Annotated in this window: 12 protein-coding genes and 1 pseudogene; 11 read left to right on the forward strand and 2 right to left on the reverse strand. The window is 63.7% G+C overall.

The genetic code is table 11. The features are described 5' to 3' along the window. Window positions 1-23: 23 nt before the first annotated feature. A pseudogene (locus WH265_RS09375) lies at window positions 24-707 on the forward strand (IS3 family transposase); the annotation flags it as partial. 74 nt (window positions 708-781) lie between these two features. On the opposite strand, the gene WH265_RS09380 reads toward WH265_RS09375, so the two are convergent. Further along, the gene (locus tag WH265_RS09380) at window positions 782-3,868 is read right to left on the reverse strand and encodes a DUF5979 domain-containing protein (RefSeq protein ID WP_339558076.1); all 3,087 of its coding nucleotides are present in this window, start codon (window positions 3,866-3,868) and stop codon (window positions 782-784) included. A 352-nt stretch (window positions 3,869-4,220) separates the two neighbouring features. Here WH265_RS09380 and WH265_RS09385 point away from each other — a divergent pair, with 352 nt between their 5' ends. The 10 genes from WH265_RS09385 (at window position 4,221) to WH265_RS09430 (ending at window position 12,893) form a co-directional block, all read left to right on the forward strand. Next, on the forward strand, window positions 4,221-4,712 hold the full coding sequence (locus WH265_RS09385) for a sigma-70 family RNA polymerase sigma factor (RefSeq protein ID WP_312987456.1): 492 nt from the start codon (window positions 4,221-4,223) through the stop codon (window positions 4,710-4,712). 68 nt (window positions 4,713-4,780) lie between these two features. Next, window positions 4,781-5,893 (forward strand): FecR family protein, encoded by a 1,113-nt coding sequence (locus WH265_RS09390; protein WP_339558077.1) that lies wholly within the window; start codon window positions 4,781-4,783, stop codon window positions 5,891-5,893. A 294-nt stretch (window positions 5,894-6,187) separates the two neighbouring features. Next, on the forward strand, window positions 6,188-8,575 hold the full coding sequence (locus tag WH265_RS09395) for a TonB-dependent receptor (RefSeq protein WP_339558078.1): 2,388 nt from the start codon (window positions 6,188-6,190) through the stop codon (window positions 8,573-8,575). Next, the gene (locus tag WH265_RS09400; RefSeq protein WP_339558079.1) at window positions 8,576-8,887 is read left to right on the forward strand and encodes a DUF3649 domain-containing protein; all 312 of its coding nucleotides are present in this window, start codon (window positions 8,576-8,578) and stop codon (window positions 8,885-8,887) included. Next, window positions 8,884-10,437: a PepSY-associated TM helix domain-containing protein gene (locus WH265_RS09405; protein ID WP_339558080.1), complete on the forward strand. Its 1,554-nt coding sequence runs from the start codon at window positions 8,884-8,886 to the stop codon at window positions 10,435-10,437. The genes WH265_RS09400 and WH265_RS09405 overlap by 4 nt, the downstream gene beginning before the upstream one ends. Further along, the gene (locus tag WH265_RS09410) at window positions 10,437-10,721 is read left to right on the forward strand and encodes a DUF3325 family protein (RefSeq protein ID WP_339558081.1); all 285 of its coding nucleotides are present in this window, start codon (window positions 10,437-10,439) and stop codon (window positions 10,719-10,721) included. Before WH265_RS09405 ends, WH265_RS09410 begins: the two co-directional genes overlap by 1 nt. Window positions 10,722-10,818: 97 nt before the next feature. Further along, window positions 10,819-11,655, forward strand: coding sequence for a hypothetical protein (locus tag WH265_RS09415; protein WP_339558082.1), 837 nt, complete (start codon window positions 10,819-10,821; stop codon window positions 11,653-11,655). 94 nt (window positions 11,656-11,749) lie between these two features. Further along, entirely contained in the window at window positions 11,750-12,160 is a 411-nt protein-coding gene (locus WH265_RS09420; protein ID WP_339558083.1) for a DUF2251 domain-containing protein, read from the forward strand. 19 nt (window positions 12,161-12,179) lie between these two features. After that, the gene (locus WH265_RS09425) at window positions 12,180-12,512 is read left to right on the forward strand and encodes a hypothetical protein (protein WP_339558084.1); all 333 of its coding nucleotides are present in this window, start codon (window positions 12,180-12,182) and stop codon (window positions 12,510-12,512) included. 93 nt (window positions 12,513-12,605) lie between these two features. Further along, window positions 12,606-12,893: a GNAT family N-acetyltransferase gene (locus tag WH265_RS09430; RefSeq protein ID WP_339558085.1), complete on the forward strand. Its 288-nt coding sequence runs from the start codon at window positions 12,606-12,608 to the stop codon at window positions 12,891-12,893. A 119-nt stretch (window positions 12,894-13,012) separates the two neighbouring features. On the opposite strand, the gene WH265_RS09435 is transcribed toward WH265_RS09430, so the two are convergent. Next, window positions 13,013-13,612 (reverse strand): hypothetical protein, encoded by a 600-nt coding sequence (locus tag WH265_RS09435; protein ID WP_339517078.1) that lies wholly within the window; start codon window positions 13,610-13,612, stop codon window positions 13,013-13,015. Window positions 13,613-13,619 lie beyond the last annotated feature (7 nt).

Genomic DNA, 13,619 nt, shown 5'->3' on the forward strand with positions numbered 1-13,619 from the left:
CGACAGTCTACAAGTGGCGATTCAAAGGACGCTATGGCTATCGGCGCATTGCGCTTGAACTCAAGCGCAATGGCCGTCATGTGAACCACAAGAGCGTGCAGCGCCTGATGCAGGTAATGGGGATGAAGTCCCTGGTTCGGCCCAAGAAATATCGCTCCTATCGCGCCGGGCAGCACGCGGTGGTGGCCAATGTGTTGCAGCGCCAGTTCATGGCCGAACAGCCTAACCAGAAATGGGTGACGGACGTGACAGAGTTCAACGTCTTGGGTAAAAAGCTATACCTGTCGCCTGTCATGGATCTATTCAACGGCGAGGTGGTGAGCTATCAGATGAATACGCAACCGCACTTGAAGATGGTGGGTGACATGTTGCGCAAGGCGCTAGGCAAGCTGGGCAGGGAGGAAAAACCATTGCTGCATTCCGACCAGGGCTGGCAGTACCAAAGTCGTGCCTATCGCCGCTTGCTGGCCGATCATGGCCTGGTGCAAAGCATGTCACGTCGGGGCAATTGCTTGGATAACGCAGCGATGGAAAGCTTCTTCGGAACCTTGAAGTCCGAGTTCTTCCACCTCAACAAGTTCAGCAGTGTGGCGCAGCTTCAAGAAGGTCTTCACAATTACATCCATTACTACAATCACCAACGCATCAAGCTAAAACTAAAAGGCCTGAGTCCGGTGCAATACCGGATTCAGGCCTTCAGTCCCTAGCTTCCAACTGTCCAACTTCTTGGGGTCAGTTCAATCGCCGGGCGTTCCACATTACTTGCGCAATGCTAGCCAGATCAATGCTGGCGGCTTCTGACATTGGCCGCCGCAAAGCCCAACAGCAGGAGCGCCATCAGCACCAGCATGGCGTTGCCGAGGCCGGGCACGGCCTTGACGGAGCCGCCCACATCGCCCGTCGTCGCCTTCAACGGCGTGGTAACGACAATGCTCACCACGCCATTGGCAATGGTCACTGCAGGATTGTTCTGGTAGCTCGATGCCTCCCAGGTGAATCCGCCAGGAGCTGCCGGCATGGGGCCTGTCGCGGTCGCCGTGCAGCTGGCAGCCGCGGGCAGGCTGCTGATGACAGCGGGCACGCTGGTGCCATGGGTCACGGTGATCGCCAAGGAGAAGCTGCCATCGGCGCCGCAGTTCAGCGAGAAGTTGAACACCCCATTGACCTGCGCAACCCCATCGGCCGGGCCGGTAAACAACTGGCTCAGATCCAGGCTGCCGGTCTGGCGCTGCAGGGCATTGGTCACGCTGACGGCCACGGGTGCCGATGCCAGCGTTGCGGTGGGGCTGGGGCTGATGACGGGCGTGCCGGTCCAGACGTAGCCTGCGGGCGCAGCAGGTGGCGCGTTCTCTGTCACCGTGCAGGCATCACCGTCGTAGAAGCTCAAAGCAGCACTGCTGGCGCTGCTACTGCCAGCGGCAACGGTGGCAGACCAGTTTTGCGGCGCTTGTGCGCCACAGGTGACGGTGCCGCTGAAGGTGAGCGGAGCGGGCAGGCCACTGGGCGACAGACCCGTGATGGTTTTGCTGACCGTCACCGCTGCGCTGGTGTTGAAGATCTGGAGATTGACCGAGCTGCTGTTGGACGAGGTCACCGGATCCACGACACCAGAAGGTGCGGCGGCATAGGCCACGTTGGGATAGGTTCCGGGGATGTTTCCAGCGGTACCTACGATGGTGAATCGCACTTGGCCGCCATTCCCAATCGCCGCAATGCTGCTGCTGACGGTGCGCGTGGCAGCGTCATAGTTGACGGGGCCGCAGGTGCCCGGCGCCACTTCAACCGCACAGCTTGCGCTGGCGTAGACAAAGCCATTGGGCAGCGGATCGGAAAACGCCACATTGCTGACATCGGCAGGACCGGCGTTCACCACGCTGACGGTGTAGGTCACCGTCTCTCCGGCCTGGACGGTGACTGGCGCTACCGTCTTGTTGGTGGAGATATCCGCGCATACAAACGGCTGCTCCACCAGGATTTCGTCATTGAATCGCTCGGGGTCGGTGACGCCGACCGGTGCAGAGACCCGAAAGTTATTCTGAATGGTCCCGTTGGCAGAGGTGCAAGCGCTCGTCATGTTGGCCACCATCGTGTAGGTGATGGTGACGGCACCGCCTGATGGCAAGCTGGGCACGGTGGTCTGGAACAGATAGCCCGCGCTACCGACCTGGCCGCTGTAGTTCTGGAAAACGCCGTTGTCGGGACAAACCGCGCCATTGGTCGCCGTGCAGCCGGCAAAGCTATAGGCGGCATTGAGCTGGACGCCCGCACCGTAGGCATAGGGGAAATCCAACATGGACGCCCCATCGGCCGCTGCCGGGCCGTTGTTCGTCAAGGTCATCGTGTAGGTGACTGGCTGGCCAGCGACAAAGATATCGGTACTTTGCGTTTTGGTCGCGACCAGGTCAGCCTGTGGGCAATCCGCTGTGGCATCGACGGTTTGTTCCACTTCGGCGCGATTGTTGGATGCATTGGAGTCCGTGACACCCGGTGGCAGTCCCCGTGTCTGAAACACATTCTGCAAAGGCCCGGAGGGCAAGCCGCATCGCAAGGGCGCATCCGCCACCATCGTGTAGGTGATGGTGATCGTGCCTCCTGATGGCAGCGCCGGTACCGACGTATTGAACAAATAGCCCGCGCTTCCCACCAGCCCCGAGTAATTCTGGAATGCGCCAGCGTCCGGACAGACAGCGCCATTGGCCGCCACACAGCTCCCAAAGCTGTAAGCCGCATTCACGTTGGCAGCAGCCGTGCCGCCGTAGCCATAAGGGAAATCCTCGATCAAGACGCCATCCGCAGCGGTGGGGCCGTTGTTGGTCAGCGTCATGACGTAGGTCACCGGCTGGCCAGGGACAAAATCGTCAGCGCTTTGCGTTTTGGTAACTTCCAGGTCCGCCTCCGGACAGGCGGCCGTCGCAGCTACTGCCTGCTCCACTTCTGCGCGGTTATTGGTCGGATCGGGGTCGATGACGCTGGCGGGCATGCCTCGGGTCTGGAACACGTTTTGCAGTGCGCCTGCCGTCAAGCCGCACATCGATGGCGCTGTCGCGACCATCGTGTAGGTGATGGTGATGGCACCGCCCGATGGCAAACGGGGAACCGCGGTATTGAACAAATAGCCTGCGCTTCCTACCTGACCGCTGTAGTTCTGAAATGCACCGGTGTCCGGGCACACGGCACCGTTCACTGCGCTGCAACCGCCAAACGTGTAACTGGCATTCACGCGGGCCGCAGAGCTGCCGCTGTTTCCGTAGGGGAAGTCCTCCATCATCGTGCCATCCGCTGCCGCAGGGCCGTTGTTGGTCAGCGTCATGACATAGGTCACCGTCTGGCCAGAGACAAAACTCTGAGCGCTCTGCGATTTGCTGACCACCAGATCGGCACCATAGTTCATCGCCGTGCTCACCGAACTCGTATTGGACTCGGGCATGGGATCGGTGACGCCCGCAGGAGGGCTCACCGTCGATGTATTGGTGAGCGAGCTCGGCCCTGAGACTGCAAAATTCCCCAAGATCTCAATCGTCACCTTCCCCAGTGCGGGAAACGTGGGCAGGACGCCGGAGACCGCGCTGTTGTCCGCCACGATGCTGGCGGGGCACGATGCCCCATTCGTGGCGGCAACACAGGAGGCCGAAACATTCACCACGCCGGGCGGCAGGGTGTCCAAAAAGCTGGCATTGTTGGCCGCATTGGGCCCATTGTTGTCCAGCACCAGCGTGTAGCTGAATGCACCACCGCCGGCTGCCGTAGCCGGGCCCGATTTCACGATCTGCAGGTCGGCGGTTTGGCCCCAGGCAATCACGGAAATGGGCAGCAACGCAAGGATCGCCCCCAGCTTTCGCAGAAGGCTGCTGAAGTAGTTGTTTGTCATATCTGGATATCCCGTTGGATCTTTCTGAGCCCGCCAGCCGCTCCAAGCCGGATGCGTTCGGGTGTGCATTTACCAAAAAAAATGAGCTATTTGGCAAATGTATACACGGCCGTAGATATCTGCAAATAATGTTAACAAATGTATATTTGCTCTACAAAACGGCTCCATTGCAGGGCGATCCTGGAATGCAGGCCGCGCCCGATGCGGGCGATGCCGTCTTGGTTCTTGGCAAGGGATAGATCCAGAACAGGGCAACCTGGGCACAGGGCTTAGGCGCGACAATTAGAATGATTCTTATTTTCGTCACTAGCCCCCTGCCTGCAGGGACTGCCGCCGGCCCTCCGCCCCCTCCATGCTTGAGCGCTTCTACCGCGAACTGTTGAACTTTCTCCACCGCCAGGTGGGCGACCGCGATGCGGCGGCGGACCTGGCGCAGGAGAGCTATGCGCGGGTGTTGGCAGCACAGCGCTCGGGGCCACCGGTGATGGATGGCCGGGCGCTGCTGTACCGCACCGCGCGCAACCTGGTGATTGACCAGCACCGCCGTGCCGCGCTGCGGCGCCATGACAGCCTGGACGAGGTGGCGGCATCCGATGAGCCGCCCGCGCCCCAGCATCTGCAACCCGAGGAGGCCCTGGTGCGACAGCAGACCGTGCACGGCTATGTGCAGGTGATCGAGAGCCTGCCGCCGCGCTGCCGCGAGGCCTTTGTGCTGCATGTCATCGATGGCCTGCCGCAGGCCGAGATCGCAGCGCGCATGGGCATATCGGTTAGCATGGTCGAGAAGCATGTGGTGCGCGGCACCCTGGCCTGCAAACGGCATGGGCAGGGGCCTGGCGCTTAGTGTGCACCGCTTCAATCGCCTCCTCCTCACCGCCCCTCTCGCTCCATTCCCTCCCGATTTTTCTGCGCATGTCCAGCACCTCTTCATCCTTCAACCACCTCCCGGGTGACTTGCCCGAAGGGATGGCTGCGGACGAGGCCAACGATGTGGACGCGCTGGAGCACGAGGCCGCAACCTGGGCGGTACGCTGCAACGCCGGGCTGGATGCGCAGGGCCAGGCGGCCTTGCAGACCTGGCTGGCGTCTGACCCGCGCCATGGGCCCGCGCTGGATGCGATGCGCGCCAGCATCGCGGGCGTGCAAAGCCTGCCGGCCCACGACCTGGCCCGGCTGCGCGCCGGCCTGCCCCAGCGTGATGCACAGACATCTACTCCGCGCCCCCGCTTTTGGCAAGCCTGGCTGCGCCCCGTGCTGCCCTATGCCGCCACGGCCCTGGTGGCAGCGGCGGTGGTGGGTGCGGGCTGGTTTGGCTGGTGGGTACCACCCAGCTTTGAGCAAAACTATGCCTCGCAACGCGGCCAGCAGCTGATGGTCACCTTGCCCGATGACGCAGCCTCCGGCAGCACCGTGCAGCTCGATACCGACACGCACCTGACCGCGCGGCTCTACCGCAACCGGCGCGAGGTGGCGCTGGCCGATGGCCAGGCGATGTTCTCCGTGCATTCCGACCCGGGCCGGCCCTTCCAGGTGCTGGCGGGCGATCTGCGCATCACCGTGGTCGGCACGCGTTTTTCGGTACGCCATACGGCGCAGGGCGTGGGCGCGGGCCACACCCAGGTGGCGGTGGAAGAAGGCCGGGTGAAGGTGGAGCGGCTGCAGCGCGATGCGGACCAGACCGACAAGGCGCCGGCCATGGTGCTGCTGACGGCCGGCCAGATGCTGGAAGACAGCAACGCGCAAGACGCGGGCCTGGGCACCATCACCGAGGTGGCGCCCGCCGCCGTGGCCCAGTGGCGCAGCGGTCGGCTGAGCTTTAACCGCACGCCCCTGGCCCAGGCCTTGGCCGAGTTTGAGCGCTATGGCCCCACTGGCCTCGTGGTGCGCGACCCGGCCGTCGCCGCCCTGCCGGTGGGCGGCAGCTATGGTTTGAACCAGCACCAGCGCTTTGCGGAATTTTTGCCGCACCTGCTGCCGGTGCGCCTGGTCAAACGCGATGGCCTGACGGAAATCGTCGCCCGCTAAACGTCACGGACCAGGCCCTGGGTCCTTCGTTGCCAACCCTTGCCGTACTTCCGTAATGTCTGAGCCTTTGGGCGTCGTCTCATCCACCAAGCTTCGGTTTGCCGGGCCGTGTGAGCGCCTCAAAAATTATTCAAAATTTTTTTCCTCGGGACCTGCGGATTCCTGGCCCAGCTGCGTCTACAGGGAGTGGCGGCGCTGTGCGCAGCGCAACAGCCGTTTCCCTTTACCGCTCCAGGAGTCCCTTGCATGCTGCGCACCGCGCCCCTTTTTCGCTCTCGCCCCACGCCCCTTGCCATGGCCGCCGCACTGGCGCTGGGTATCGCCGCTGTCCAGCCGCTGACGGCGCATGCGCAAACGGCAGCATCGTCGCAGGAGGGGGCCCGCAGTTTTGCGATTGCAGCGCAGCCGCTGGCCCAGGCGCTCAATGAGCTGGCACGCCAGGGCGATCTGCAGCTGGGCTTTCCGGCCGGGCTGGTCGCTGGCAAGACAGCACCTGCCGTATCGGGCCAGCTGACGCCGCAGCAGGCGCTGGACCGTCTGCTGACCGGCAGCGGCCTGCAGGGCGCGGTCAAAGACCGTGCGGTGCTGGTGCGGCCTGCACCCCCTGCCCCATCGGGCGATCCAGCAGGCACCGTGGTGCTGCCCACCGTCTCGGTCACGGCAGCGGCCATCGAAGCCTTGCCCGGCCCCTATGCCGGCGGCCAGGTGGCGCGCGGCGGCAAGGTCGGCCTCTTGGGCAACCGCGATGTGATGGACACGCCCTTCAGCACCACCCAGTACACCGCCAAGCTGGTGGATGACCAGCAGGCGCAAACCATTGGCGATGTGCTGGTCAACGACCCCTCGGTGCGCAACACCTACGGGCGCAACGCGGGCCGGGAGGAGTTCAACATCCGTGGCTTTACCGTCTTCAACTACGACGTGTCATACAACGGCCTGTATGGCCTGTCACCGCGCAATGCGGCCTCGCTGATCGGCGTGGAGCGGGTAGAGGTGCTGCGTGGCCCCAGCGCGCTGCTCAACGGCATGGCGCCCGCGGGCTCGGTGGGCGGCGGCATCAACCTGGTGCCCAAGCGTGCCGGCGCCACGCCGCTCAATCGCGTGACGGCCTCGTACGCGCAAGACAGCCAGTTTGGCGTGCATGCCGACTTTGGCCGCCGCTTTGGTGCGGACCAGGAATGGGGCGTGCGCCTCAACGTCGCCAAACGCTCGGGCGATACGCCCATCCATGGCGCCAGCGAGCGTGTCGATGCCTTGGCGCTGGGCCTGGACTACCAGGGCGAGCGGGTGCGGCTGGAGGCCGACATCAACTACCAAAAGCGCGTCACCCATGGCCGCAGCAGCCTGCTGTTCCCACCGTCGGAAGGCACGCCGATTGCCGCAGCGCCCGACAACAAGACCAACTTCCAACCGTCCTGGAGCTATTGGGATGCCAAGGAGCGTGCCGCCATCGTGCGCGGCGAGGTGGATATCAACCCCAACCTGATCGCCTACGGCGCGCTGGGTGCGATGGGCTATGACTTTGACAGCCTGCAGACCACGTCGCAACTGCAGGATGCGCAAGGCACGCTGATGGCCCGGCCCTACCGCCTGAAGGAAGCCGTGAACACCCGCACTGCCGAAGTAGGGCTGAAGGGCAAGCTGCAGACCGGCAGCCTGGGCCACGAATGGGTGCTGAGCACCAGCGGCTATGCGCAAGACAATGGCCTGCTGCGCCAGAACGGCACGGTTTACGCGTCCAGCATCTACAACCCAGCCGACATTGCCAAGCCCTCGATCAGCATCGGCTCCAACCTGCCCCGCACCGGCGAGACGCGCATGACCAGCGTGGCGCTGGCCGACACCATCTCCACGGCCGACAAGCGCTGGCAGCTGACCCTGGGCGCGCGCCACCAGGAGGTGCGCACCCGCACCTTCAACGGCACATCGGGCGCGGAAACGGCGCGCTACGACAAGTCGGCGATCACGCCGATGGCGGCGCTGCTGTTCAAACCCACACCAGGCATCTCGCTGTACGGCAACTACATCGAGGGCCTGTCCCAGGGCTCGACCGCGCCCGAAGGCACGGCCAATGCCGGCGAGATCTTCCCGCCCGCCAAATCCAGGCAGCTGGAGCTGGGTGCCAAGTTCGACACCGGCAACTTTGTCACCACGGCCAGCCTGTTCCAGATCAGCCGGCCCAGCAGCTTGCTCGATGCCTCCACCACGCCCTCGACCTTCCGCATGGATGGCGAGCAGCGCAACCGGGGCCTGGAGATCGTCACCCAGGGCGAGGTGCGCCGTGGCCTGCGCCTGCTGACGGGTGTGGCCTTCACCCATGGCAAGCTGACCAAGACCGAGGATGGCCTCAATGATGGCCGCACGGCCCCTGCCACCCCCAAGGTGCAGATCAATATCGGCGGCGAATGGGACACTGCCTGGGTGCCGGGCCTGACCTTGACCGCCCGCGCGCTGCACACCAGCAGCCAGTATGTGGATGTGGCCAACAGCCAGCAACTGCCCTCCTGGAATCGCTTTGACCTGGGCGCTCGCTACCGCTTCACGGCCGGCAACACGCCGGTCACCCTGCGCCTGACGGTGGAGAACCTGCTGAACAAGAACTACTGGCAGTCTGCCGCACGTGAAGGCCTGACCATGGGCGCGCCGCGCACCGTGCTGCTGTCGGCATCGACGGAGTTCTGATTGCGCACTGACCAGGCGGCGCGGGCCGCCCAGCCGCGCAGGCCTGCGACGGGCTGGACCGTGGCATCGCGCCTGCTCGCCGGCAGCCTGGGCGGCTATGCGCTCGCGCAGCTGCTGCCGGTGGCCCTGGTCGCCAGCCTGGCCCCGGCACTGCCGCGGGCCGATGCGGTGCTGGTGGCGATGCAGCTGAGCTTTGTCGTGTATGCCGCTGCGCTGATGGCGGCCTTTGCCGCCCGCAGCGCAGGCCGCGCCTGGGCGGGCATGCTGCTGGCCGGCTTGGGCAGCGCGCTCGTCGCCTGGATCGCCCTGTGAGCCCATCGCATCCCCCCAAGCGCCCACATCGCCCCCTGCGCCCGGCGATGGCGGGCCTGCACACCTGGGCCGGTGTGCTGTTGGGCTGGCTGCTGTACTTTATGTTTGTCACCGGCACCGCCGGTTATCTGGATACCGAGATCGACCGCTGGATGCGCCCCGAGCTGCCCCCGGCGCAGTACCCGCTGCCACCGGCGCCCCAGGCCGCACATGCGCTGGCCTATCTACAGGCCCATGCGCCCGGTGCGCTCAGCTGGTCCATCCAGCTGCCGGTGGACCGCAACGAGCCCTATCTACGCGTCGATTGGTCGCCCGCCGGCGCCGCACAACCGCAAGCCGTGTGGCTGGATGCACAGACCGGCGCACCCTTCGCCGTGCGTGATACGGCGGGCGGCCAGGCGCTCTACCAACTGCACTGGCGCCTGCATTACCTGCCCCCGGCGCTGACGGAATGGCTGGTCGCCATCGCATCCATGGTGCTGCTGCTGGCGCTGCTGACCGGCATCGTCGCGCACCGGCGCTTTTTTGCCGATTTCTTCACGTTGCGGCTGGGCAAGGGCCAGCGCTCCTGGCTGGATGCGCACAACCTGGCCAGCGTCGCCAGCCTGCCTTTCCAGCTGATGATCAGCTACTCGGGCCTGGTCTTTGTGATGTTCTCCTTCATGCCGCTGATCGCCAGCGCCTGGTACGGCCAGGCACCAGGCGCGGCGGTGCGCAGCTTTTATGGCGAGCTGTTCCCGCCAATGGCCGCGGCCCCGGCCTCCGGCCAGCCTGCGCCGCTGACCGCCATTGCCCCGCTGCTGGCCCAAGCCCAGGCCCGGTGGCAGGGCGCTCCCGTGGCCGTACTCACAGTACAGAACCCGGGCGATGCCAACGCGCGCATCAGCGCCATCGGCAACTTTGCCGGTGGCCCCGTGCGTGAGGCCGGCATCCTCGTCTTTGATGGCGTCAGCGGCGCCTTGCTGGCCGAGCGCCTTGCGCGGCAATCGGCGCCGCGTGCCGCGCGCGACCTGTGGCTGGGCTTGCACGAGGGCCTGTTTGCAGGCACAGTGCTGCGCGCGCTGTACCTGCTGTCGGGCCTGCTGGGCTGCGTGATGATTGCCACCGGCATGGTGCTCTGGTCCGCCAAGCGCAGCGCACGCCAGCCGAGCGTGGGCCATGCACTCGTCAGCCGGCTCAACCCTGCCGCCATTCTGGGCCTGCCCGTGGCCATTGCGGCCTACCTCTGGGCCAACCGGCTGTTGCCCATCGGCATGGAGGCGCGCGCGCAATGGGAGCTGCATGCGCTGTTTGCCACCTGGCTTGTGAGCTTTGTCTGGGCGGCCTGCACCGCACCTGCCAAAGCCTGGCGCTGGCTGGCCTGGTGTGCAGCGCTGGGCTTTGGCCTGCTGCCTGTGCTGAATGCCGCCACCAGCACACGGAACCTGCTGCAGTCGCTGCAAACGGGCGATACGGTGATGGCCGGTATGGACCTGGGCTTTATCGCCTTGGGCCTGGCATTTGCAGCAGGCGCCCTGGCCATGCAACACCGCCAAAAGGTTCGCCGCTGATGCTGGTACTGTCTGCGCTGTGCATGCTGCTGGGCTTGGCCGCGCTGGCCTTGGCGATGGACCGGCATGCGATGCATCTGCCTTTAGCGTGGTCAGGCCTCCGTGCACGGCGTGGGTTGCAGGTGCTGGGCGCAACGGCCTTGCTCGCTTCGCTGATTGGCACCCTAGCGGTGATGGACAGTGACCTGGCCTGGATCACCTGGCTGGGCTTGCTGGCGCCCGCCACACTGTGCATTGCGGTAGGTATGAGCGGGGTCGGTCGCGGCCAGGAGCGCGGGCGATAGGCGCCCCTGCCATCCAAAGCAGCGTGCACCAAGGGGCCAGCAACCGCCAAATCCGCACTGCTACACTGCTCCCGACCTCACTCCCTGCCCTTTAGCCTTGGCCCAAGCACCCCACAACCGCGCCGCCCAGCGCAAGCGCAAGTCCAGCTGGTCATCGCTGCGCATGCCCCAGCACATGGCATCTACCCTGCAGAAAAAACACTGGCTGCGTCTGCATGGCCTGTGCATGGGGCTGCTGGTCTTGCTGGTGATGTGGGCGGTCACGGCAGCGCTGCTCCATTCCGGGGTGACATCGATGGCGCTGCGCTATGCCATCAGCCTGGGCGTGGGCTATGCGGTCTACCTGCTGGTGCTGCGGCTGTGGGCGGCCTACCTGGTGCGCAATGCCTACGAGCGCAAGCGCGAAGACTCCTGGGCCGATGGCATCGACCCGGTGCCCGATCTGCACGTAGGCAAAGGCGCGCCCGATTGGCAGTCGGGCGGCGGCGGCAATTTTGGTGGTGGTGGGGCGTCAGGAGATTGGGCGGATGTGGACCTGTCGTCGACCGCATCCGGTGCTTCCAGCTCCTGGACCGATGCCGTCGATGTGGTCGATATCGGCGGCGGCGATGAGGGCATCATCATTGTGCCCATCCTGGCCGTGTTTGCCGGCCTGCTGCTCGCCTTCTTTGGCTTTGGCGCACTGCTGTGGCTGTACTTTGGCGTCGATGTGCTCTTGACCGTGGCGGTGGAACTGGCCTTTTCGATGATGACCGCCCGCGCCCTCGTGCGGGTGGAGCGCGCAGGCTGGCTGGCCTCGGCCGTGCGACTGACCTGGAAGCCGCTGCTCGGCGCCCTGGTCTGCGCCGTGGCGCTGGGTGCGCTGGCCGACTGGTGGGTGCCAGAGGCCACCACCTTGCGCGAAGTGATTGCCCATATCCGGGGCACGCGATAACAACCTTGGCCTACCCAGCGCTGCCACAAAGCCGGTTTATGCTGCTCCTTTGCTGGCCGCCACGGCTTCCCCCCATTCATGACAAGGACTGTTCATGCCCATCGTCGTTACCGCCCAGAACACCATCCAGATTGGCGCTGCCGAGCCCCTTCAAGGCAATGCGCCCGAAGGCAGCTATGCAGCGGTGTTTGAAGACGATGGCGACACCGCCTACTTCTATGCGCTGGATTTTGCGAACGCCGAGCAACCCATCCAGAACGCGCTGCACATCTACAACGTGGCCGATGTCTCGGACAAGCACCTGCCGTCCGAGATGACGATTGGCTGGTCCACCGATGGCAGCAAGGTCGTGCTGCTGATCAATGGCTACCCGCATGCGGTGTTTGATTTTGCGGCCAAGCATGGCTACTGCCGCACCGCCTTCCCGCCGCCCGATGCAGATTCCGGCTGGAGCGGCCATGACTGGTCGGACGAGGCCGTCGAGCTGTTTGCCACCGAAGCCTGAGACGACAAGGAGCATCGCCATGCACAGCCACCAGTTTGACCGTTGGCCCTTTGCCGATGCGCACAACACCGCCAGCTTTTCTACAACCAAGGTGGTACGCGAGCATCTCCCAGTGTTGATGGTCTCGCATGATGCAGATGGGGCTTGGCAGTTTCTGGATGCCAGCACCGACGAGCCCGGCGAGGCCCTCTTGGTCTGCATGGCTTGCATCTATGAGCGCGACCAGAGCCTGGCGCAAATCGCAGACCTGCCATTGGGTTGGAGCGCCTGGCGCCAGGAAGTGGGCGGCGCCTGGGAGCGGTTTGAAAACCCGCCTGAGGACGACGACGAAGACGCGGACAGCACGGATTGAATCCAAGGCATCAGCGCCCTGCTCCAAGCCACCTCCACCCCCAGGGCTGCCGCCATCCCTTATTCTTGGGGTTTTGTTCAACCCAAGGCCCGCATGCCCTACACCGTCCAACACGAAGAAGCCGATTCCAAAGGCGCGTTCTTTATCAAACGCGATGCCGCACGCGTGGCCGAGATGACCTACAGCCGCACCAACGCCACGATGATCATCATCGACCACACAGAAGTGGATGATTCACTGCGCGGTGAAGGCGCAGGCCGCCAGCTGCTCAATGCGCTGGTGGCTTGGGCCCGTGAGACCCACACCAAGGTGCTGCCACTGTGCCCCTTTGCCAAGGCCCAGTTCGCCAAGGATGCGTCGCTGCGCGACGTGCTGTCCTAACGCCTGAGGAACCTCAGCCGCGCCCTATATAGCAGGCTGCCGCCATGGCAACCTGCGCGGAGCGCGTGGACTCTGAGCTTCAATACATGATTCTCGCCACGCCGCTTTTGACTGCGAATCTACTCAGAAAAATTTGCTTTTCTGAACTCCAACTCATAGCTCGGCATTCCCACACCGCCGCCAGCCGCTGACTGTTCCAACTTCAACACGGACACATCTTCGCGCCTGGCAAATTCTTCAAAGATAAGCGCTAGCATATAAAAAATATGCTTTGGCGCAGCAATGTAGGCCGTCAGCGGCTTCATTTCTTTGGCTATTATTTTCCCATTGACCTGCACCGAATAGGGCCAAGCCTTCTCTATGAGGCCGGCCACCGGTAAATTTAAAAACGGCTCTGCTGTATTTTTACCAAACACCCAGTCAGCAGCAAATCCAGAAAATGGCAACATTGCTGAAAATTCATTCAATGTGATTTTTGAAAAATCACACTTCAGATCAATATCATTCCAGCATTGCAGCGCGATATACCTGACATCCCCCGCAGCCCCATTTGGAATTCTCAAAGAAAAGTATTCCCGTTGAGACTGGGATATGCTTTTGAAAAATCCAGCCACCTCCAAGAAGTCGGAATGAGTCACCACCAGACCTGGCAGGGTGATGTACCCATTGACAACCCGATGCTGCCGCCTTCTCTCAATGACTGGATAGCTAATTTTCATAAACATC

The organism is Comamonas sp. MYb396, from assembly GCF_037479555.1.
GTDB lineage: Bacteria > Pseudomonadota > Gammaproteobacteria > Burkholderiales > Burkholderiaceae_C > Comamonas.